The following is a 23,607-nucleotide window of genomic DNA, read 5'->3' as shown; positions in this document are numbered from 1 at the left end:
AGTGAATCATTCACTCTGTACGTAACGTGTACCACGTATTTTCCTACTATAAATAATCATTGTTCAGAAAATCTGCTTCAAGACCATCTTCATAATTACTCCACCACTACTTTCCACCATCTGTAGCTCTCTTTAGGCTTTATAACCATTACTCTTCTTTTCATAGCATTTGCTTTTCATATATTTCATAATAGTGTATGTATTTTATTTTGTCAATATACCCTTTTTTCTTAAGACTGTCCTTAAACCTTATCTGAGGACAGTCCATATCTATTTATATTTATCTTTTTCCTCATTATTTTTTAATGTTCTATAATCCTTTTCAAAATCTTTTACAATGACCCATAAATTTGAGAATACAACTTCTATATTATCTTCATTTTCTACATTTTTAATTTTCTTCATTCTATCGGTAAAATTTTGAACCTTATTATTATTCAAATCTGTTATCAAGTCTCGATATAAAGAACTCATTCTTTCCATTTTAGCTATATATATTTTTAATATATGAAGCCTATCTCCCATATCATTTATTGCCTTCCCTATCTCTTTTCTTTCATCGGTTTTATCCATTCACCTCAAACCTTTCAATGAATTATAGTAAAGTAATGTATCCTATGATATATAATATGAAAATCTTAATTATAAGTGATAAAAAAGTTGTTTTTCATATTTTTACTTTTTAATTTTTTTAATATATAATACAATATATTGGTATATAGAATTTAATATCTATATATTAACAATGATACTTTGAAAGGTGGATACTTATGTCAAACCGTAGACATAAAAGAAAACATAATAATAAACCATTTATAGTTACATCTATTATTTTTCTTATTTTTATTGTTTTGATGATTTCTATTCTAATTACATATCTTACATCTAGTAAAAAAACTAGAAATGATATGATTCAAGCAGCTAAAATAGAAAACTATGAAGAAGTATTAAAAGATAGTAACAAACTTATATCCAAAGGTGATTATTTAGATTTGGCATATGAATATAAAGGATATAGCTTAATGCATTTAAATAAAAGTGATGAGGCTCTAGATACATATCTGAAACTTGTAAAAAAAGGAACTAAAAATGCACTTATATATAATCAAATAGGAATTATATATAACGATAAATTACATAACCATGAAGAAGCCTTAAATTATTTTAATAAAGCAATCGATCTTGATGATTCTAATGCTAATTTTTATACCAATAGAGGTATAACTTATCAATGGTTAAACAATAATTCTGAAGCTATAAATAACTTTGATAAAAGTATAGAATTGGATTCTAAAAATAGTTATAACTATTACTATAAAGGTGTATCTTTATTAAATGAAAATGACCTTGATAACTCAATAGAAAATCTAGAAAAAGCTATAAAGCTTAATAATAATGATGCAACTTTCTATGTCTCTCTTGGAAATGCATATATAAAAAAATCTAGCTTTGATAAAGCTTTAGATTCTTTTAATGAAGCAATAAAACTAGATAAAAAATCTATCAATGCCTTCATTGGAAAAGGTTCATCACTTTATGAAGAAAAGCAATATGATGAAGCTTTAGAAGCCTTTGACACTGCTTTAGAGCTAGATAAAAATAATAAGTATGCTCTTATAGGTAAAGGTAATGTATTATCTGCCAAAGGGGATACTACAACAGCGGAAGAATATTATAATAAAGCTGATGCTATAAAATAATATAGATCAGGGCACAAAGCACATGTTTGGAGGAAATTCCTGCGGAATTTCTTAAATTATAAATGCGGTGATATTAATTTAGTATCACCGCACTTATTTTATAATTAAATATTGTGAATTATAACTATATAAATTTAACCATCTTTAAATGATTCATATTTTCTAAGTTATATTTAAATTTTTTATAGTATCTTACTATACCTCTATCTTTAGCTAATAAAGATATTTTATTATACCCTTTTTCTTTTGCTAAATCTTCAGCTTCTTCTAATAGTGTCTTTCCTATACCAAATTCTCTATATTCTTTATCTACAGCTAAATTAGCAATATAGTACTCATTTATATTACATTCTTTAAAAAATATATATGATAAAATGTTTCTGACATTGCATATTACATTTTTAAATGATCTATCAAAATCTATAAACTTAAAATAAGTATTATAAGTTAATTTTCTTATTTCATTCCCTCTCAATGTTAATAAAACACCTACAACTTTATTATCTATCTTGATAACTTTAGTTCTATCGTAACTATATCTATTTCCTTTTACCTGTACTAATTGTTCTAACTTTTTTATAATTTTTTCTTTAGGATACGGCCCCCATTCATGCTCTGGATATTCCTCCGTTTCATAAATAAGAGCCGCTATACTGGGGGCATCCTCTGAACAACCATTAGTAATTTCTATATTTCTCATATTAATTCCTCACTTTTGTTTTAATCTATTTTTAGTATAATTATTTTTTATCATATATCCTATCCCTTTGTTGCTCAATATAAAGGTACATTTATGCTAGTTTAAAGAATTACTAATGAAATTAAAATGTATAATTTGTACTTTAATATATAAAAAGCGAGATAAAAATATAAATATATATTTTTATCTCGCTAAATATATTAAACTAAATATAAATTATCTTACACCACAATACATATTGTACAATTGTCTTATTTCTTCAACTAATAATACATCTTTTATCTTGTCCACATTTATCTTATATCCATCATTATCAACGAATTTATCTTCTACTTTTTTTATATTTACATACTTTAAGTTGTTACTTATATCTAATATATTTAAATCTGACTTTAATACTGCTACCTTATATTTATTTTCACCTTCATCCATTAAAACACCATATAACGTATGTCCATCTATTTCTGTTACTTTAATAAAATCGCCATCATTAAAAAATTTGTCCAAATTTCTCACCCCTTGTATCTTATACTTAAATATTTTATATATTTTTGTAAAAAAGTTCAATAGTTATTTTTTTCATATTATTGCTCTTGCTACCATTAAAGATATTATAAGTGCAGTAAAGTCTGTCAAAAGTGCAGCCCATAAAGTATGTCGTATTTTTTTTACTCCAGCTGATCCAAGATATACAGATATAGTATAAAATATTGTTTCTGTAGTTCCCATTATAATAGATGCTACAATTCCTATAAAAGTATCTGGACCAAATGTTTTTACTATATCAGTATATACTCCTAATGCTCCACTACCTGATAACGGCTTTATTAGCACTAGTGGTAATACTTCTGGTGGTAACCCAATAAAACTAACTATAGGTGCAGCTAAATTTATAAAAGCCTTTAATGCTCCTGATTCTTTAAATAAATTTACTGCCACTAACATTGCTAGAATATACGGAAATACTCTTAGAGATAATGCTATTCCATCTTTAACTCCTTCTATAAAACAATCATATACTTTTACTTTCTTTATAATACCATATGTAACTATACTAAAAATCAAAATAGGAATTATTCCCTTTATTATGTAACTAATCATTAAAAATACCTCTGCAATATCTTACAATATACGACACCCATTATTGCTGCACTTCCTGTCGCCAATATAGCTGGTCCAATGATGATAGCTGGATTAGATGATCCACAAGCAGCTCTTATAGAAATAACTGAAGTTGGTATCAATTGAATTGCTGCTGTATTTAATACTAAAAATAACGCCATATCATTAGTTGCAACACCTTTATTTTTATTATCTTTTTCTAATTCCTCCATAGCTTTTATACCGAAAGGAGTTGCTGCATTAGATAATCCTAACATATTTGATGTTATATTCATTACCATGGCTCCTAAAGCTTTTTCATTTTTTACAGCATCTTTAAATATGACCTTCATTATCGGTGTCAAAATCTTAGCAATCTTATTTGTAAGCCCACTTCTTTCAGCAATCTTCATAACTCCACACCATAAACACATCATCCCTACAAAAGTTATCATGAACTCTACAGTTGAGCTAGTGGAATTTACAACAGCTTTAGATACTTCCTCAATTTTTCCTGTAATAACTCCAAATATAGTTCCAATAAATATAATTCCGAACCATATATAGTTAATCATAATACCTCCCATTTATATTGATACCTTAAATTATATGTTAAAAAAGTAAATAAAATTCTTTAACTTGAAATATATATATAGCTTTGATACTATTTTAATTACAGATACTTATATTTTTAATTAACTTTAAGGAGAATTATTATGACTTTAAATAATATAATGCAGTATATAGAAAGTGAATATTCTATAATAAATAATACTCATTGCAAATATTGCAACGGTATGTTTATAACTGAAGAAATCTTAGTAGAAGTATTAAATACTGGAGCTCTAGATGTTTTTCACTGTACCTGTGAAAATTGTGGAGCAGAAAAAACTTTTAAATTTAATGCACCATTTATTGGTGTGCCATCACAATATAAATTAAATTAGGACAAGTTATAATGGGAGATGTTTTAATATGGGAAAGAAAAAAAAGTTTTCAATTAGTAAATTCATAGGATTATTATTAATTCTTGTAGGTCTATCAACTATTGGTGTTGTACTTTATATGAACTATAAAGGAACATCAGAAAATAAAGCTAAGATATCTGATTTTGAACAACAATTAGATAATCCTACCGATGAGCAAAAAGATGAAGATTATATAGTCGGAGATACTATTGGTATCTTAACAATAGATAAAATTGATTTGAAAGTTGCTGTTACAGAAGGAGCAGAACTAGAAGACATAAAATCTACTGTAGGGCATTTTGAAAATACAGCTATGCCTGGTGAAATTGGTAACTGTTCTATAGCTGGACATAGAAGTTACACTTATAGTGAGCATTTTAATAGATTAGATGAAGTTGAAATTGATGATGAGGTTAAAATTCAAACTTTAAAAGGAACATTTACATATAAAATAAATGATATTTTTATAGTAGATCCTGAGGATGTTTATGTTCTCGATCCTACAGATAATGCTACAATAACATTAATAACATGTACTCCTAAAAATACTGGAAAACAAAGGTTGATTTTAAAAGGAGACTTAGTACAATAAATATAAAAAAAGGGCCATCGTAATCGAGGTCCTTTTTTTATATTATATTTCCAAGTTGTCCACACATTATCCACAATGCTGTGGATAATGTGGATAACATTTAGATATATATACCACTTTTTCAACTTGTTGAGTTCTAATTTACATTATATGTAAATTATTTTTACTTTATTTCTCTCTTTTATCCACATATTATTTACTTTATAAAATTTTATTAACATCTTGTCCTCATTAAACAATTATCAACAAATTAATCACACCTTATCCACATATGTCCTGTGGATATTGTGGACAACTTTAATTTCTGTAGATAGATATTCCCCCTTTGGTAATTATAACCTTTTTATCATCTTTTTGTAAAACCTCTATAATCTCTTTTAATTCAATATCTTTCTTATTATCTATTCGGAAATATGTAGTTATACCATTACTATCACTTTTATCCACAACCATTTTCTCTTCTTTCAATTTGTTATATATTTTCAACATAACTGTGGATATGTCTTTATTTTTTACATTTATAGAGTTTATAAATGTCTCACTTTCTCCATCAAAACTTTGTATCTTTGTTACCTTATTAAAATAATTAAATTTTAGAACCAAAGATATTTCACCATCAACAGATACTGACCCTACTGGCTTTAAGTATCCATAAACCGCTAACGAAATTGTTACCACAATTACTATCAATGTTATTAATATAGACTCTTTATTAAATTTAAGTTTTATTTCTTTAACTTCTCTCCCGGTATATTCTTCTCCTTTCTCAGGAATATATTCTTTACTCCTAAGTTTAACTTTTGCAAATTCTCCATCTCTTGTTAATATTATTACGTTATTTCTTTCAACATTAACAACTACACCAGTTTTATCCATCGTTTTCACCTACTCGTATTCCTATATATGATATTAAATATATTAAATCACTATTAGAAAATAACGTAGTTAATACCACTACATACTTATTATATTTTTCTATTATATCTTCTTTAAATTCTCCATATAGCCTTAACCTTTTATATGGAATTTTCCCTTTTCTCTTTATATAATCCAATAAAAATTTCTCTCTACTAAAAATCATAGCTACATTTAACAAATAGTTTTTTATCTCCTCTTTGTTCGGAGTATAATTTCTTATTTTCTTATAGCTAATATTATGCCTTTTTAATTCTTTATCTAATCTATCTATATCAGTATAAATTTTATTGTAGTATTCTAACTTTTCCTCTTCTTTTATAAACTCTTCATCTAATAATATATTTCCATTAGAAAATTTAAAATAATATCCTTTTTCTCTATAATATCTTAAAAGTTCTAACTTTATTAAAGCTCTCAAATATACTAGTTGACTTCCCATTTCCTTTTTGTAACTCTCTAATGCAAAATTATATGCTATTACAGCTATACTATAATCCTCTAAATCTACACCAGACTTTATCCTATCAACTTCCTCTAATATACGAATTATAAAATTATATTTAAATTCCTCATCTTTAAACTTCTCCACACCCTATCACCACCTATCATAACCATTATGTCAAAAAATAAAAAAAAGAGCAATAATGCTCTACTTTATATGTTACTTAAATATTTTCCTTAGCAAAGATATTTTCCCAAGATAAGGAGGATATCTAAGCGGTATGTCAATAAAATTACTTCTTTTCAGAATACTTTTTTCATGAGTGAAGGTGTCAAAACTCTTTTTTCCATGATAAGATCCCATTCCACTCATTCCTACCCCTCCAAACGGAAGTTCTGTTGTTGCTAAATGGACTATAGTATCATTTATGCATCCTCCACCAAAATTTATATCTTTTATTATTCTATCTTCTAGTTTTTTATCCTCAGTAAACAAATATAGTGCTAATGGTTTTTCGAAACTTCTCACAATGTTTATAATTTCTTCATATTTGCTATATGTTATTATCGGCATTATAGGACCAAATATCTCTTCATCCATAATTTTTTCATCTAAACTCTTGACCTCTACTACCGTAGGTTCTATTTTCAATTTAGATTCATTATATTTTCCACCTAAAAGAATATTATCTTTATCTATTAAAGATAGTATTCTTTGAAAATGTCTTTTATTTATTATCTTTACATAATCTTCGCTATCTATAGGATTGTCTCCATAAAATTCTTTTATGTATTTTTCCACAGCCTTTAAAAACTCTTCTTTTATATCTCTATGAATTAAAAAATAATCAGGAGCTACACAAGTTTGACCACTATTTAAAAGTTTACCCCATACAATTCTTTTAGCAAAAAGATCAATTTTATCGCTTTTATCCACTATACAAGGACTTTTTCCCCCTAATTCTAATGTTACTGGTGTTAAGTATTTTGTTGCTGCTTCCATAACAATTTTACCTACAGCTATACTTCCAGTAAAAAATATATAATCAAACCTTTCATCTAATAAAGCCTTATTTACCTCTACATCACCTTGAACTACAACAACATATTCTTTATTAAATATATTGCCAATTATCTTTTCTATAACGTTAGCAGTAGCTGGCGCCAATTCCGATGGCTTAATTACAACTGTATTTCCAGCTGCTATAGCTCCAACTAACGGTGACATTACTAATTGAAATGGATAATTCCATGGCGCTATAATAAGTATAGTTCCATATGGTTCTTTATATATATAACTACTTGCCTTAATTTGTGATATTGGAGTTTTTACCTTTTTTCTTCTACTCCATTTATCTATATTTTTAATAGCATCTTTAATTTCTTCATAAACCATAGCAATTTCAGTAGCAAAGCTCTCAAATTCTGATTTATTCAAATCATCTTTAAGTGCAGCAAATATATTGCTTTCATTTTTCTTTATTTCATTTTTTAGTTTTATTAATGCAGACTTTCTATTACTAATGTCTAATGTATTACCACTATAAAAATATTGTTTTTGCTCTTCTAATATACCCTTTACCTTCTCCATCCTTAACCTCCTAAAAAATAAAAGAGATATTCTCTTATTTATAGAATATCCCTTTTATTTTATATTGAAAAGTATTTCTTAATTTAAATTAAATATTTATATTATGCCACCTTCATCTTTCGATAGCTCTCTAACAATCTTTCTTAATCCTATAAGTTCCCCTATAATATTTTTTTCTGATATTGCAGCATTTAAATGACTTTTTGCATCAACTAAAAGGTCTTCTGAATCTAATTCTAACTCAGAAACTTCTTTTTGTATATCATATGATTTTTCTATTTCTCTCTCAGCCATCTTAAATAATTCTTCTGCTTTTTTATACTTTCCTTCATTAGCACATTTTAATGCTTCATAGCTATATGTTCTCACATCACCAGCACATGTTATTAACTGCATTGTAATATTCTCTATCTCCATATTAATCGTAACTCCTAATTTTATATTTATTATTAATTAATATGAAAATTTATGAGAAGTAATACATAATCCTGATATTATAATATTTTTTACGTTATACTACCTCAAATCAATTTTTTATTACATTCTATACATTATAGCTTCATATGGACGTAAACTCATAGTATTTTTTAACTCTACTATATCTTTATAATTACTTAAAAGTACTTTGCTATCACCTATCTCCATAGAATCCTCTTTAAATGTAGCTATTTTATCAGTAAAATTACAAATAACTACTACTTTATCACCATCTAATTCTCTTATATATGCAAATACATCAGGATTTTCAGCATCTAACTCCCTATATTCACCGTAAATTATAGTTTCACTGTTTTTCCTTATATCTACAAGTTTTCTATAGTGATGAAATATAGAGTTTTCATCCTCTACTGCTGCTTTAGCATTAATTTCTTTATAATTTTTATTTACAGCAAGCCATGGCTTTCCACTTGTAAATCCACCATTTTCACTATCATCCCATTGCATAGGAGTTCTTGCATTGTCTCTTCCCTTTGCATAAATAGATTTCATTATTTCTTCATGACTATATCCTTTTGCAATCCTATCTTTATACATATTAAGAGTTTCTATATCATCATATTCATCGATAGAATTAAAATGAACATTTGTCATCCCAAGCTCTTCTCCTTGATAAATATATGGTGTTCCCTTAAGACCATGTAGTAATGTAGCTAACATTTTAGCACTTTCTACTCTATATTCCTTATCATTTCCCCATCTAGAAACTATCCTAGGCAAATCATGATTATTCCAAAATAATGAGTTCCATCCTTTACCCTCTAATGAACTTTGCCACTTAGAAAATACTCTTTTTAATTCTTTTAATTCCAACGGTTTTAAATCCCATTTTTCTTTCCCCGGCTGTTCATCAAGGCCAATATGTTCAAATTGAAATACCATACTAAGTTCTTTTTCTTCTGGATTAGAATATAATTTTGCTATTTCTGGTGTAGCTCCCCAAGTTTCACCTACTGTAAGAAGATCATATTTACCAAAAGAATTTTTATTCATCTCCTTTAAATACTCATGTAGCTTAGGGCCATTGCCAGTAATCATCTTATCTGGTACCTTTCCAATTAGATCGATTACATCCATACGGAAACCACCAACACCTTTTTCACACCAGAAGTTAACAATATCCCAAACAGCTTTTCTAACCTCAATATTCTCCCAATTTAAATCAGGTTGTTTTTTACTAAATATATGCATATAATATTGGCCTGATGCTTCATCATACTGCCATGCACTTCCACTAAATAATGACCCCATTTCATTTGGCTCTTTACCATCAATTGGATCTCTCCATACATAATAATCTCTATATTTGTTGTCCTTAGACTTTTTAGCCTCAATAAACCATGGATGTTCATCAGAAGTATGGTTAACTACTAAATCCATAACTATTTTTATCCCTCTACTATTAGCTTCTCTTAAAAGATTGTCCATATCTTCCATTGTTCCAAACTCATCCATAATATCACAATAATCACTAATATCATATCCATTATCATCATTAGGAGATTTATAAACAGGCCCAAGCCAAATAACATCTATACCTAATAACTTTAAATAATCCAATTTTTCTATTATTCCATTAATATCCCCAATACCATCATTATTACTGTCATAAAAACTTCTTGGATATATTTCATATACTACCGATTTATGCCACCATTTCTTTTCCATAACTCACCTCATAATTTAAAAATTTCCCATCATATATATACTACTATTATAATTTTTTTATGTAAACATTTAATTGACAAATTCACAGTTCAAAATTCACAATTAATTTAGTATAGGTTACTCCTAGAAAGATATGCAAGTAGCGAGATTCATTTATAATTAATAATTTGAGATTATATTTCACGTTAAATCAATTTTTCTCATAAAAAATAACTAGTAAAACTTTTGAAATTTTACTAGTTACCGAGCTTGAAGTATGTAGTATTCTATCTTCTTTATGTTTTATAATTAATTATTTTCACTCTTTCTTCTAATATTACTCATTATAAATTTGCTTTCAGGCAAAGTGGGCATTTTTTTCATGCTATAACTTAAATTCTGATTTGGAACATCATACTCAATCTTATTAACAAGAAAATCTAGACTAGCTTTCATGATTTCAATAGTAATTCCTTCTCCTGGACATCTGTGTCCTTTTTCAGGATTACTTCCACCTTGAGGTATAAAATCAAATAAGTTTTCCTTTCTTTCTTTAAAACGCTGAGGACAAAATTTATCAGGATTATTCCATATTCTCGGGTCATGATCAATACCATAAACATCAAGTAGCACAAGCATTCCTTTTTTAAATTCACATTTATTCCAGACAAAATCCTTTTTAACCCTTGCTCCTAAAAGAGGAGTGAATGGATAGTAACGTCTAACTTCCTGTACAAACATTTTAAGCTCATTCTCATCTCCTGATAATAGCTTATCTTTGCACTTTGGATACTCATGTAGTGCTAATGCTTCAAAGACAATAAATGTTGAAATAGCAACAATAGGACGTAGTACGTTGATAAGTTCAATCCCAGCCATATGACTATCTAGATGATTTTTATCAATATCTCTATAAAAAGCCATAGCATAAAGTGCTGAGCCTTCTTCAGCCTTAATATTCCCCGAGCGTACATCTTCTATGATTCCTTTAATCCACTCTTCTGCTCTAGTTCTCGCTCTTCTTCCCTTCCAATGTCGAGGTCCAACTGCACCGAAAGCATCTACCATTAAAGTAAAGTCTTCTGCTCTCTCTTTTACTTCAGATTCTTTTAAAGGAACTCCAGCCCACTGGCATGCTACTCTGCACAAAATTTCACTTACTTCATCGAAAAGAACAATCTGTTCTTTATTTTCCCACCCCTTAACTGAATCTTGTAACATATCCATTGTAAGCTTAGCAAGTTGATTCTGATATGATGGAGCCATCAATGACATAAATAATTTTTTCCTATGTATATGTGCTTCGCCATCCATAGATTGAATAGCCCCCACACCAAATAATGTTTTTTGTACTCGTTTTGGTGTAACACCCTTACGATAAAATAATTCTGGATCATAAAAAATTTTTGCAGCCTCTTCTCCAGTGATACAAATTACTTTTTGCCCAAGTAAGTGAGTTTCAAATATATCAGCCTTATATTGTTCAACCCTGTTTTTAATGAACATGTATCCCTCATTCAGTAAATCCATAGTATCGTCTAACCCTCTATCATGTGGAACATGTTTCTTATTTGGCATATATTCTCATTCTCCTTTCTATATAATTTATAAATATGTTGATATTCTAAATTTTTTAATATCATTCTGTTATATAATTTAAGATAAAAATACATCTTCTCTATTTTTCCCTTATAGGATAATTAGTATGTCAGATTTTATTTCATTTATTACAAGTGCTATATTTTCAATATTTAATTATTCTTTGACCTTACATACAAGCCATATCATCTGTTTTGTTATTTCATAATAATCTTTTTATTCATTAATTAAAGATTTCAGTAAAGCTTATTTGTCTTGATATTAAAATTAAAAGCAAACAAAAAGATGCTCCATCCAGCAAAGATTAGCATCATTTTTGTTAATACACATATTAAAATTCAATAGCCCTAAAACTAAAATTTATCACTAAAATTCCTTAATGTACTTAATATTTTTTATAATAATATCTGACTTCCACCAATTTTTACTTATAGCCCATTCTTCAAGATAATTATTCCAATCCCAAGTAACGTTCCAAGAACCATCATTATTTTGAGTATTTAAAATAAATTGGCATTCAAAATCACATATATCCTTGTTTTCTAAATAGAAATCACTTGATTTACTGTTTATGAATAATGATGGTTTGCATACATAATCAGTGTTCCATGTTTTAGTGTCATATGTTATAACTTGTTTAATTTGCTTTTGTAATAATTTTTTAAATTCTTCCATATCTAACAAATTGCAAATAGAGCATTCTTTCATGTACTCGTATAATTCTACAAAACAAGCACTTTCATGCATAGACTCTAAAGGAAAACTCTTTTTAAAATAATTATAAGCTTCTTTTGATAACTCACAGGCTAACTTATATATAACAGTATCTTTTTCTGCATATTTCAATATAAAACCTATCAGACTCGCCGTAGGATTATATGTTAATTCTTGCTTTTGACTATAAGACCACCAGGGTGCATGGGGATAATTATCATTTGTTACTACTGTATTTAAACCATTCCATCTATGTCCATCAAATTCATCATTAGATGATAAATAATCTAAAATTCCTTTTATTATTGGATGGGTTTTATCATCTAAATTAATTTCTTTAATAATTTGAGTTGCTACCCATGTTTGCATAGGTGTTGAATTAACATTCCAGCAATCTGGCTCAAGTGCATTGGCAAATCCACCATCAATATTTTGGTATGTCTTTAAAGCACTAATAACTTCTTCCCTACTTCCATTTTCGAATAAGTAGTTCCATCTTGCCATATCAAGAGGTCTTGAATTCTTTAATATAAATTTTTTTGCACGTGCATAATAATCCATCACTTTCCTCCTATAAAATCAGTAGTTCCTATTTACCTTTCACTTTAAGTTTATTATAACATAATTTGTAAATACAACCTTACTTATGATACGCTATTTTTAGATAAAAAAATAGCCTTAGGCAAGTTATATCAATGCCTAAAACTATAAACCTCATTTATTTATGATACGCTTCACCGTGTCATAAGCAAATGTATTACATCCTATATTTTCTTTTTTAAGCTATACTTTTATCATATTGTATCCATACACTTGTCACAAACAATTTATTGTAATACTATAATTTCAATAAATGGAAATAAGTAATTGGGGGTTATAATTATGAGTAGAAATGAATTAAATAAAAATTTAGCACAAATGCTTAAAGGCGGAGTAATAATGGATGTTACTAATGCTGAAGAAGCTAAAATTGCAGAAAAAGCTGGGGCTTGTGCTGTAATGGCACTTGAAAGAGTTCCTTCAGACATTAGAAAACAAGGTGGAGTAGCTAGAATGTCTGATCCTAAAATGATAAAAGAAATTCAAGAAGCTGTTTCAATACCAGTAATGGCAAAAGTAAGAATAGGACATTTTGTTGAAGCGCAAATATTAGAAGCATTAGGAATAGATTATATTGATGAAAGTGAAGTATTAACTCCAGCAGATAATGCTTATCATGTTGATAAAACAGCTTTTAAAGTTCCTTTTGTATGTGGTGCAAGAAATCTTGGAGAAGCTCTTAGAAGAATAGGTGAAGGTGCTTCAATGATAAGAACTAAAGGTGAAGCTGGTACAGGTGATGTTGTTCAAGCAGTAACTCATCAAAGAACTATGCAAGATGATATAAGAAGAGTACAAAATGCTCCAAAAGAAGAGTTAATGACTTTAGCAAAAGAATTTAATGCTCCATATCACTTAATAGAATATGTATGGGAAAACGGAAAACTACCTGTAGTTAACTTTGCAGCTGGTGGAATAGCAACTCCTGCTGATGCTGCATTAATGATGCAACTTGGAAGTGAAGGAGTCTTCGTAGGTTCAGGAATATTTAAATCTGGTAACCCTGAAAAAAGAGCAAAAGCTATAGTTTTAGCAACTACTTACTACAATGATCCTGTAAAACTTGCAGAGTTATCAGAAGATTTAGGAGAACCAATGAGTGGTATAAACTCTGAAGAAGTTACTTCAAAATACGCTGAAAGAGGTTGGTAATATGAAAATTGGTGTTTTAGCTCTTCAAGGTGGCTTTAAGGAACATATTGATCATATAAAGTCATTAGGATACCAAGCTGTAGAAGTTAGAAAAAAAGAAGATTTAGATGGGATAGATGGTATTATTCTTCCCGGTGGTGAAAGCACTACAATGGGAAGATTATTAAGAGTTACTGGGTTAAAAGAGGTTTTAAGAGAAAAAATTATAAATGGACTTCCTGTATGGGGTACTTGTGCTGGTATGATTCTTTTAGCTAAAAATATTGATGGAGCTGATTCACCTCACCTTTCACTTATGGATATTACAGTTAAGAGAAATGCTTACGGTACTCAAATAGATAGCTTTTCTAAACCAATACATCTAGATATTTTGGGTGAACAACCTCTAGATTTAGTTTTTATCAGAGCTCCATATATTAGTTCACTAAATATAACAAATAATTTTTTAGATGACTCCGATGGAATGCACTTTGCTAATGATAATTGGATTATCAAATTAGATAAACATATTGTTGGAATTAAAGAAGGAAATATGATAGCCACATCATTTCATCCTGAATTAACACCAGACACAAGATTTCATAAATATTTTATCGAAGAAATTGTGTCAAGGCACAGATGCATGGCACAATATTAGTGAATAAGTAAGAATGAAGAGTTAATTGTATTTTATACCAAACTATTACAGGGGGCTAATGAAGGTTGCACCTTCATATAGCTTGGGTTAAAACTTTTGGATTTATAGTAAATATGAAAACACTTTACTATACGCATGACTTATAATAAAATTCTTCCCCAAGAAGAATTTTCACCTAAATTGAAAATTGTGAAATGTGAATTAGCTATATAATATTTTCCCCACATGGGGAAAATTAACCTTACTTGTGCCCTGTGCCTTCTGACCTGTGCCCTGATTTGTGCCCTGCCCTTATTTCCTTTGGAAAATTAATACTTACTTTAAATAAATCTCCATCTATTGTTATTATCATTTTTCCACCTTGGAGTTCAATAAAGGTTTTAGCTATAGCTAGCCCTAAACCACTTCCTTCTGTATTCCGTGATTTATCTCCCCGTACAAATCTTTCAGTTATATAATCTCCATCAAAATTTATCTCTTCCGCGGACATGTTTTTTAGAGTAATATCTACATTGTCAATATTATTAATTATATCAATATACACTCTAGAATTTCTCATAGCATATTTAGTAATATTAATCATTAGATTCTCAAACACTCTAAATGTATACTGACTATCTAACTTTAATACAACTCTACCTTCCGGAAAGTTTTTTCTTATTATTAATGCAGATTCTTTTATCTTATCATCTAACTCTATTAAAATTTGCTTAATTAAATCTATTATATCTACATTTACCATATCTAATTTAATATTTCCACTATTAGCTTTACTCATATCAAATAAGTCTTCTATTAATACTTTCAATCTATTAGATTTTATCTCTAAGGTTTTAATATATTTTTTGCGTTGTTCCTCTGTAATATCTTCATCCTTTAATAAATCTATATAGCTTATAATTGATGTTAATGGAGTTTTTAAATCATGAGATACATTACTTATAAGTTCCGTTTTCATTACCTGACTTTTAGTTTCTTCTTCTATAGCCCTTTTAAACCCTACTTTTATATTCTGAATTTCTTTCTTTATTGGCTCGAACATTCCTAATTCTTCATCTATTTCAACATCTAAATTTCCTCTCGATATTTCTTCAGTAGTAGTAAGTATTCTATTATACTTTTCCTTAACATCATCTAAATACTTCTTTGCAATACAAAATAACACTATAGAATAAGTAATAGATATTACTATCGCTGTCCATACATTAATAGTCAATAACAACATAACTATAAAATTAATTGATATTAAAATTAATAACTTATATGTAACTGGCTCCCTAAAATCTATCCTTATTAACCATTTAAAAAATTTGTAAATTAAAGACTTATTTTTTATACCTTCCAAATTGTCTTTTCTCATGACCTCACAAATCGCTGATACAATAACAAAAAACATTAAATATATAATAAAGCATCTTAATATATTACAAATATCAGTATTAATTATATCCTCACTTTTTATATATTTGATTTCTGTTACAAAGCTTCCATTAGTTATTTTCTTAATAGTATCAATTATGTATAATGATGCAATGGTACTTAATAATATACTAATCTCTATAGGTATTCTATATATAATTTTTGTAAATATTATTTCATTCATATATTTATGTGATATTAATAAAGCAAATAGCACTATTCCTGCAATAGCAATCCACAAGAATAAAATATTTTGATCTATAGTAATTACACTTGTATCTATATTTCCTTTATTATTTAATAATGATTGATATGATATAGCATATACTGCCTTTACATCATTAACCTTATTAATTTTCATATCACCTGATAAATTTTTATCTATCCTCAATAATAAATTGCTTATCTCTCTCTTATCTACACCTTTACAATCTTCTATTTCTATATTACCATTCTTATCAAAAGATAGAATAATAAAGAAATCATACCTCCCTCTTATTTCTTCTTTTCTAGAACTTTTTATCAATATCTCAATATCTGAACTAGCATATTTTTTTACTAATTCTCCTTTACCATTAAAAATAGCATACTCTAAATTATCTGAATCATCTTCTAATTGTGACTTCCACTTTTTAAACCTATAACTTTCCTTAACCTTATCATCTATACTATCGTCTATTACAGTGTTATATAATACATAACTATTTGTACATAGCTTATTCACAAAGCCATAACTTTTATACCCCTCATGAATATGATTGTTCATATAATCCTTAGAATATACTTTAACTATTATTGCTGATAGTATCAATAATATAGATAATATTATCGTATTTACAATTACAGTTTTTTTATCAACCTTCAATTTTATACCCTACCCCCCATACTACTTTTAAGTACCTTGGTTTTTTGGGATCTATCTCTATCTTTTCCCTTATATTTCTTATATGAACCATTATTGTATCTGTATTGACTGCCTTCTCATTCCAGATTCTTTCGTAAATTTCATCTGTTGAATATACTCTTCCAGGATTTTTTATTAATAATCTAAGAATTTTAAATTCACTAGGTGTCATCTTTATCACTTCTCCATCAACATTTACTGTCTTTTTATCATCATTAAGTTCTAGACCTCCAACAGTAAATATTTTTTCGTTTAAACCTATTTTCTTTGTTAGTGAATATCTAAAATATCTCCTAAGTTGTGAATTTATCCTAGCCATTAACTCCATTGGTTGAAATGGTTTTGTAACATAATCATCAGCCCCTATATTTAACCCCATAATTTTATCTAACTCTTCTGATTTAGCAGAAAGTATTATCACTGGAAAATCGTACTTTTCTCTAATCTTAACAATTAATTCTGTTCCATTCATCTTAGGCATCATTATGTCCACAATTGCCAAGTGAATCTCTGTTAATAAAATTCTTTCTAAAGCTTCTATTCCATCTCCAGCTTTAAACACATTATACCCTTGATTTTTTAAATATATTTCTATTGCCTCTGATATTGATTTATCATCCTCCGCAATTAAGATATTGTACATACTGCATCCCATCCTTTCTTCCCCTATATGAATTATACAATATCTTACATAATCTCTACAAATTACATACATACTATCATTTATTTATTAAAAAATAACTTAGATAATTCTAAAGATTTTCTAAAGATATTTACTCTAAATAACAACACTTAAGTATAATAGCTTCATATATTTATCTACGAATATATATACCCAAGAACATTGTGATTAAATTCCTTTTTTTAGAGTGAAAGTAAACTTGTAAACTAAAAAGTGCTATCACACACGAAATTTAATCGTTAATGCGACAGCACCTTTACATGTTTTTATTCTCTTTTTTCCTTCTTCTTCAGCAATGCTGATGTATCTAAAACTTCTTTTTCATTACTAGCTTTTTTATTTATATTTTTAGTTTTAACCTTTTTCTTTTTTTCTATTTCTATATTTATTTTCTTATCAACTTTCTTTTCCACTACTACAACTTTTTTATCTTTTCTTTTTTCATAAAAAGTCTTTACTCTTTTTATCGGAATTTTTGCTAATAATTTTCTATAATCTAAATTTAATCTCCTATAAACAATATCAAAGAAAAATAATAATATAGCTATTACTAAACAAATATTTTTAAGCTGTATTTTTTTATATGCTATTTTTTCTTTACCATTAAAAACCTCTGAAGCCTTATTTATAAATTTACCATTAACTTCACTTACTAATATATCAATATTTCCACTATTATTGTTAAACTTAAACTCCTCAGAATACTGCATAGCAAAAGCACCATTATAACTATTAACTATCTTACCCTCATTTTCTTCTCTTATATTAAAATTATAGAAGCCAAGATTATTAACTTTTACTTTTCCTTGATACCTTCCCGGTTCAACTTCAGATAATTCAAACTTACCTTCTTCTCCTTCTTCTGAGTTATAATGTCCATCTAATTTACTACCTTTTTTTACATCATCACTATAGAAATCAATTACTGCTTCATCGCCGCTTACTGTTACATTAACATTACCACCATCACCGTACTCTGGAATTGTCCAATATATCATATTTTTTATAAATTGTGCTCCATTATTCCATGATAAGTAATTTTTGCTCCACTGACCATTAATATCAGAAGTCCAGCTTACAGTTTTACCAAGTCCATATTGATATACTGCTAAAAGTGGTTCATCTTCTTTAGTTCTTAATATTTCAATAGCTTTATCTTTTTTAGATGTTCCTATATATCCTAATACTGATGGCAACCCCTGATCAACCAATCCTCTTGTTATTTCATGGCTACTAACTATCTTAGGTGTAAACTCTTCATTAATTATATACTCACCAGTACTTATTAAAATTTCCTTAGCAAATATTCTTGGAATATCTGTAAAAATATCTGTATGATAGCTTCTACCATTACCCTTCTTAGCTAAATTCTCAAGAAGAGTGCTATTAGCATCTGTTCCAACTGAAACTGTAGATAACGTTATATTATTTTCATTTATCTTAGATATTACATCATCATAGCCACTCTCCGGAAAACCATCTTCTCCATCTGTTAGTAATATTGTGTGCTTTATTTTGGCCGAAGATTCAATTTGCTTTTCTATTGCATCTTTTAATGGAGGATATATAGAAGTCCCTCCCCCCACAGTAATTCCTGATATCTTTTCCTTTATCTTATCCTTATCTTGAACTTTTTGTGGCTCAACAACATAACTAAATCCATCATCAAAAGCAATAACAGATATTTCATCGGTATTACGCAAATTATCCACAGCCTTTAGCGCTGATTCTATCGCTAGAGTAAGCTTACTAGTTGATCCATCTCCACTACTCATACTTCCTGATTTGTCTATAATCAGACTTAAGCTAATCTGAGGTATCTCATTTTTGCCCTTTTTGTCCATATCTACAGGCAAAATCTTTTCCAACGCAGTATCCTTATACCCACCTAAAGCATAAGAATCCTCACCTCCAAATGTTACTACACCACCACCATAATCTTTAACATAGCTTTCAATATTGTTCATAAAGCCACTATTTAAATCATCACTATGTACATTACATAATACTATAGTTTTATATTCTAATAATTCATTTAAATCTCGTGGTGCTGCTGATGAAGTTATTACCTTCATGTCACTATTAGCTGCCTTTAACACATTAATAGCTCCAGCTCCATCACCAAATTTTCCTTCTATCAATAATATTTTTGCTGGTGCCGTTACATTTGTAAAACAAGTATATTCATTATTGACAGTTGAAGTATCCTCATCAGGTTCTATCAATACTCTATATCCCTTAAATCCACCAGATGTTTGTACATCCTTAAATACAAAAGTATTTTTTCCTTTTTGAACTTCAACCCTTTGCTCAGCTTTTTTATCTCTTCCTGAAAATAAAACTAAATTTGCGGAAATTTTTACATTTGATTCTAAAGTAATTACTACTGAAAATTCTTCTCCTATAGGAATATTATCAGGTACCTTTACATTATCTACATAAACCTCATTTCCTTTTTCATTTGAAACTTTATATGTTCTAAAATCTATATCCTGCTCCTTTATTAATGATGTATCCTTTATAACCTCTCCCTGATTTTCTTCACCATCACTAATAAGTACTATTCTTTTTGACACACCACTTGGAAATAAACTTACTGCACTACTTATTGCATTTTCTATATTTGTAGCTGTTTTTATTGGTGTATTGTTAACTTCTAGATATTTTTTATCATTATCAATAACCTTGTCCACTTCACTATTACCACCAAAAACTACAACTCCTGCTTTATTATTCTTTGGCATTTCTTGCAATGACTTATTTATAAATTTTACTCCTTCTTCTTTGAAGGAAGACATACTTTCAGAGGTATCCAATAAAAATATTGTTACAGTATTTTTCCCTTTTAAGCTAATAGTTATATCTGATAAAGCTAGTATTAAAAGCACCATTACTAATACTCTTGATACTATAATAAAATAATCTCTATTCCTTACTCCTTTATATTTTCTAAGAGAGAAATATATGAAGGCTATAACAATAGGTATCAATACAAGAGCCCATGTCATCATTATCTCAAACTTCATAACATTTTCCTCCTAATTTCCTTTTAAATATAATATCCATTCTGTTGATATTACACCTAAAGCTAAAATAATCAAAATAAAATCTAGATTAATCCCTTTTTTTAATCCATCAATACTATCACTTTCTCCTACTTCACCTAAATATTCCAAATTAGCATTACTCTCTTCCTCTGAAGGGAAATTTACAGATATCATTTCATTTCTACTATCACTTTCTAATACTTCTTCTATATTATAAATACCAAGGTTATATTTAGAATTTATCTTTTCATTTAATGCTAAAGTCTTAGACTTTTCTCCTGGATACGCAACCTTTACTTCCTTAGATAAATTGCTTGCCTTAACTTCTATTTCTTCGCCACTATTATAATTGGATTTATTAGATAATCCGTTACTTATTAACTTTTCACCTAACTCATAAATTAATATAGGAAATTGTTTTTTAAGTGCTACATCTGAATTATGAATATCAAAAGATAAAGCTGCAATCCCTCTATTGTCCTTTTCTCCATAAAAGCCTACCGCCGTATCCTCTACTTCTAAAAATACTTTACCATAGTAAGGCACTTCTATACCATTAAACTCTGCTAGTGTAAACTGGAGATCATTAATATATTTAGAAACCTGTTCTTCAACAACTTTTGCTTCCTTAACTTCTCCACCTTCTATTACATTAAAAAACTCATTAGACTTAGGATTAACAAATAGTATATTGCCTGTAGTAGGTAATTTATCTGGTGTTACATTATCAAAAATATATAGATCATATTTATCATCATCACTTATATTGCTAAAATCATTAGTTTTAAATAACTCTATATTCTGTAGTGCGGAAAAACTTTTTTCTAAAAATATATTTTCTTCAGTAACTAATAATATCTTTTTATTTTCAGTATCTCTTACTACATCATAAAATACATTGTCTTCTATCAAATCATCCTTTTTAGATAATTCACCTTTTAATAGTGTTCCATTGTAATTTTCTAGGTTGAAATTAAGAACTATTTTTTCACCAGAACCTAACTCTACATTCTTAACTTCTACCATATTATCATCATTATATAAAGTAAAATCGCCACTATAATCATTAGCTCCCCTATTGGTAACAGTTGCAATTACTTTAAGATTTCCATCACTATATTTATGAGCTATATTATCAATAGAAGCATTTTCTCCTTCATTTCCAACAGCTATAACCTTACCTTTTACCTCTCCAAATGATACTTCTTTATCAGTGACAACTATAACTTCACTTTCTTCACCAATACCATTTTTAATTGCTTTCACAAAAGACATAGCTGAAGAAACATCCCCAGTGCTATAACTTTGTCTTATATTATCTATAGTATTATAAATTGTACTTTTATCACTACTATCATTTAATAATAAATTCTCATTACCATCATAAGAAATAATATAAGCTCTTGTATCATCACTACTAGAAGAAATATACTCTTTAATAAGTTCTTTGCCATTTTCAAGCCTTGATTTACCTTTAGAATTTATAGCCATACTACCTGTAGTATCCATTACTACAATAACATTTTTATATGTACTTCCACCAATATTTAAGTGCATCTTCATAAGAGCTAAGATAATGAGTAAAATTATTATAAGTTGCAATGGCAGCATAATATTTTTTCTTAGTTTTTCCCATGGCGTACTGGCATGGGTATTTTTATAAACTTCTTGCCATAAAAGCAATGAAGAAACTTCTTTTTCCTTATACTTTCTCTTTAATATATAAAGAGCTATTACTAGTGGCACTAATATCAATAAAATTAGTGGCCATAATGTACCAATGGTCATTTTCTCCTCCTTTCTAGCATGTTAAACAACTATATTATTTCTTGTAAATTTATCTAAAATAACTTTTTCTAAAGCTTCATCAGATCTTACAAATACAATCTTAGCTCCATATTTCTTAGCCATATTTTTAAGATTGTTATTATAAGTTTTTAGTGCTTTTTTATATTCTTCTATAACCTTATAGTTTAAAGTCATCTTTACTTCTTCTCTTGTTTCACTATCTATTAAAGTAACTTCTTCATCTATAGTAGGCTCCATATCTTCCTTACTCAATACTTGTACCAAAATTATTTGTTGTTTCTTAAAAGCTAAATATTTTAATCCCTCTTCTAAATTTTCTAAGCCACCATTATTTAAAAAATCCGATACTACAATAGATACCCCTCTACCAGTAATTTTTCTTTTTCGTATACTTTCACCTAAATTAGTAGCTCCATTAAATTCAATATTATTTAAATCTCTTAAAAGTTTTTGAAATGTTCTTTTTCCTGTTCCACTTCCTAGATCTATAATATTGCCATCTTCTAATCCACTTACAATAATTCTATCTAAATTATTTATTGTTATATATCCTAAAGCTGCCATAATCTTTAAAGCCATTTCTCCTTTATTATCATCACCTTGATCCATAGACTTACTTTTATCTAGGAAAAAATTAAAAACGCCTTCTCTCTCTTCCATAAAAACTTTAACAAATAATTTATCTAATCTTCCGTAAGCATTCCAATCTATTCTTCTAAAATCATCACCGGGAGCATATTCTCTAAAATCAGAAAATTCTACTGAAACACCTTTAGCTTTAGACTTTCTTCCACCTTGAGTTCCATTAGATAATCTAAAATTTAAAGCCATATTTATCTTATTTAACTTTGTAAAAAAGTCTTTATCAAAAATATTTTCTTTCATTGC

22 protein-coding genes and 1 other annotated feature (1 of these 23 only partly in view) are annotated in these 23,607 nt (G+C 28.2%); of the genes, 5 read left to right on the top strand and 17 right to left on the bottom strand.

Annotated elements, in window-relative coordinates; all coding sequences use genetic code 11:
• Nucleotides 1-173, bottom strand: a binding site (T-box leader) (it extends 64 nt beyond the left edge of the window).
• A 97-nt stretch (nt 174-270) separates the two neighbouring features.
• Entirely contained in the window at nt 271-573 is a 303-nt protein-coding gene (locus CM240_RS01660; RefSeq protein ID WP_044035951.1) for a hypothetical protein, read from the bottom strand.
• Nucleotides 574-770: 197 nt separating this feature from the next.
• Between CM240_RS01660 and CM240_RS01655 the strand changes: the two genes are divergently transcribed.
• Nucleotides 771-1,700 (top strand): tetratricopeptide repeat protein, encoded by a 930-nt coding sequence (locus CM240_RS01655; protein ID WP_044035950.1) that lies wholly within the window; start codon nt 771-773, stop codon nt 1,698-1,700.
• A gap of 124 nt (nt 1,701-1,824) precedes the next feature.
• Here CM240_RS01655 and CM240_RS01650 read toward each other — a convergent pair whose 3' ends face one another.
• From CM240_RS01650 to CM240_RS01635, 4 genes are all read right to left on the bottom strand, one after another.
• On the bottom strand, nt 1,825-2,400 hold the full coding sequence (locus CM240_RS01650; RefSeq protein ID WP_051483627.1) for a GNAT family N-acetyltransferase: 576 nt from the start codon (nt 2,398-2,400) through the stop codon (nt 1,825-1,827).
• A gap of 216 nt (nt 2,401-2,616) precedes the next feature.
• Nucleotides 2,617-2,907: a hypothetical protein gene (locus CM240_RS01645; RefSeq protein ID WP_044035949.1), complete on the bottom strand. Its 291-nt coding sequence runs from the start codon at nt 2,905-2,907 to the stop codon at nt 2,617-2,619.
• A gap of 72 nt (nt 2,908-2,979) precedes the next feature.
• Nucleotides 2,980-3,498, bottom strand: a complete 519-nt coding sequence (locus CM240_RS01640; protein WP_044039643.1) for a spore maturation protein — start codon at nt 3,496-3,498, stop codon at nt 2,980-2,982.
• 2 nt (nt 3,499-3,500) lie between these two features.
• On the bottom strand, nt 3,501-4,076 hold the full coding sequence (locus tag CM240_RS01635; protein ID WP_044035948.1) for a nucleoside recognition domain-containing protein: 576 nt from the start codon (nt 4,074-4,076) through the stop codon (nt 3,501-3,503).
• 141 nt (nt 4,077-4,217) lie between these two features.
• Here CM240_RS01635 and CM240_RS01630 point away from each other — a divergent pair, with 141 nt between their 5' ends.
• Both CM240_RS01630 and CM240_RS01625 read left to right on the top strand, forming a co-directional pair.
• Complete coding sequence (locus CM240_RS01630; RefSeq protein ID WP_044035947.1) at nt 4,218-4,448, top strand: hypothetical protein; 231 nt, start codon at nt 4,218-4,220, stop codon at nt 4,446-4,448.
• A gap of 28 nt (nt 4,449-4,476) precedes the next feature.
• A complete protein-coding gene (locus CM240_RS01625; protein WP_044035946.1) occupies nt 4,477-5,061 on the top strand; it encodes a class D sortase in 585 nt (194 codons plus the stop codon).
• 297 nt (nt 5,062-5,358) lie between these two features.
• Here CM240_RS01625 and CM240_RS01620 read toward each other — a convergent pair whose 3' ends face one another.
• The 7 genes from CM240_RS01620 to CM240_RS01590 all read right to left on the bottom strand — a co-directional run bounded on the left by CM240_RS01620 (nt 5,359) and on the right by CM240_RS01590 (nt 13,030).
• Entirely contained in the window at nt 5,359-5,937 is a 579-nt protein-coding gene (locus CM240_RS01620; RefSeq protein WP_044035945.1) for an anti-sigma factor domain-containing protein, read from the bottom strand.
• Complete coding sequence (locus CM240_RS01615) at nt 5,930-6,568, bottom strand: hypothetical protein (protein ID WP_044035944.1); 639 nt, start codon at nt 6,566-6,568, stop codon at nt 5,930-5,932. Before CM240_RS01615 ends, CM240_RS01620 begins: the two co-directional genes overlap by 8 nt.
• 72 nt (nt 6,569-6,640) lie before the next feature.
• Entirely contained in the window at nt 6,641-8,011 is a 1,371-nt protein-coding gene (locus tag CM240_RS01610; RefSeq protein WP_044035943.1) for an aldehyde dehydrogenase, read from the bottom strand.
• A 96-nt stretch (nt 8,012-8,107) separates the two neighbouring features.
• The gene (locus tag CM240_RS01605) at nt 8,108-8,428 is read right to left on the bottom strand and encodes a PTS sugar transporter subunit IIA (protein WP_044035942.1); all 321 of its coding nucleotides are present in this window, start codon (nt 8,426-8,428) and stop codon (nt 8,108-8,110) included.
• A gap of 120 nt (nt 8,429-8,548) precedes the next feature.
• Nucleotides 8,549-10,177: a glycoside hydrolase family 13 protein gene (locus CM240_RS01600; RefSeq protein ID WP_044035941.1), complete on the bottom strand. Its 1,629-nt coding sequence runs from the start codon at nt 10,175-10,177 to the stop codon at nt 8,549-8,551.
• A gap of 288 nt (nt 10,178-10,465) precedes the next feature.
• A complete protein-coding gene (cypC, locus tag CM240_RS01595; RefSeq protein ID WP_044035940.1) occupies nt 10,466-11,734 on the bottom strand; it encodes a CYP152 family fatty-acid peroxygenase CypC in 1,269 nt (422 codons plus the stop codon).
• Nucleotides 11,735-12,121: 387 nt separating this feature from the next.
• Nucleotides 12,122-13,030 (bottom strand): hypothetical protein, encoded by a 909-nt coding sequence (locus tag CM240_RS01590; protein ID WP_044035939.1) that lies wholly within the window; start codon nt 13,028-13,030, stop codon nt 12,122-12,124.
• A gap of 321 nt (nt 13,031-13,351) precedes the next feature.
• Here CM240_RS01590 and pdxS point away from each other — a divergent pair, with 321 nt between their 5' ends.
• Both pdxS and pdxT read left to right on the top strand, forming a co-directional pair.
• The gene (gene pdxS, locus CM240_RS01585; RefSeq protein WP_044035938.1) at nt 13,352-14,221 is read left to right on the top strand and encodes a pyridoxal 5'-phosphate synthase lyase subunit PdxS; all 870 of its coding nucleotides are present in this window, start codon (nt 13,352-13,354) and stop codon (nt 14,219-14,221) included.
• A gap of 1 nt (nt 14,222) precedes the next feature.
• Nucleotides 14,223-14,858 (top strand): pyridoxal 5'-phosphate synthase glutaminase subunit PdxT, encoded by a 636-nt coding sequence (pdxT, locus tag CM240_RS01580; RefSeq protein ID WP_044035937.1) that lies wholly within the window; start codon nt 14,223-14,225, stop codon nt 14,856-14,858.
• 241 nt (nt 14,859-15,099) lie between these two features.
• Here the strand turns inward: pdxT and CM240_RS01575 are convergent, their stop codons facing one another.
• The 5 genes from CM240_RS01575 to CM240_RS01555 all read right to left on the bottom strand — a co-directional run bounded on the left by CM240_RS01575 (nt 15,100) and on the right by CM240_RS01555 (nt 23,604).
• Nucleotides 15,100-17,142 carry a sensor histidine kinase gene (locus CM240_RS01575; RefSeq protein ID WP_051483626.1) on the bottom strand — a complete coding sequence of 681 codons (2,043 nt, stop codon included), beginning with the start codon at nt 17,140-17,142 and terminating at the stop codon, nt 15,100-15,102.
• Complete coding sequence (locus CM240_RS01570; protein ID WP_044035936.1) at nt 17,132-17,836, bottom strand: response regulator transcription factor; 705 nt, start codon at nt 17,834-17,836, stop codon at nt 17,132-17,134. The genes CM240_RS01575 and CM240_RS01570 overlap by 11 nt, the downstream gene beginning before the upstream one ends.
• A gap of 293 nt (nt 17,837-18,129) precedes the next feature.
• Nucleotides 18,130-20,889, bottom strand: a complete 2,760-nt coding sequence (locus CM240_RS01565) for a VWA domain-containing protein (RefSeq protein WP_044035935.1) — start codon at nt 20,887-20,889, stop codon at nt 18,130-18,132.
• A 12-nt stretch (nt 20,890-20,901) separates the two neighbouring features.
• A complete protein-coding gene (locus CM240_RS01560; protein WP_044035934.1) occupies nt 20,902-22,698 on the bottom strand; it encodes a vWA domain-containing protein in 1,797 nt (598 codons plus the stop codon).
• 21 nt (nt 22,699-22,719) lie between these two features.
• Nucleotides 22,720-23,604, bottom strand: a complete 885-nt coding sequence (locus CM240_RS01555; RefSeq protein WP_044035933.1) for a DUF58 domain-containing protein — start codon at nt 23,602-23,604, stop codon at nt 22,720-22,722.
• Nucleotides 23,605-23,607: the final 3 nt, after the last annotated feature.

The organism is Clostridium bornimense (genome assembly GCF_000577895.1).
GTDB lineage: Bacteria > Bacillota > Clostridia > Clostridiales > Clostridiaceae > Clostridium_AN > Clostridium_AN bornimense.
The sequence above is the reverse complement of the archived record's forward strand: the minus strand, read 5'-3'. Positions and strand labels throughout refer to the sequence as shown.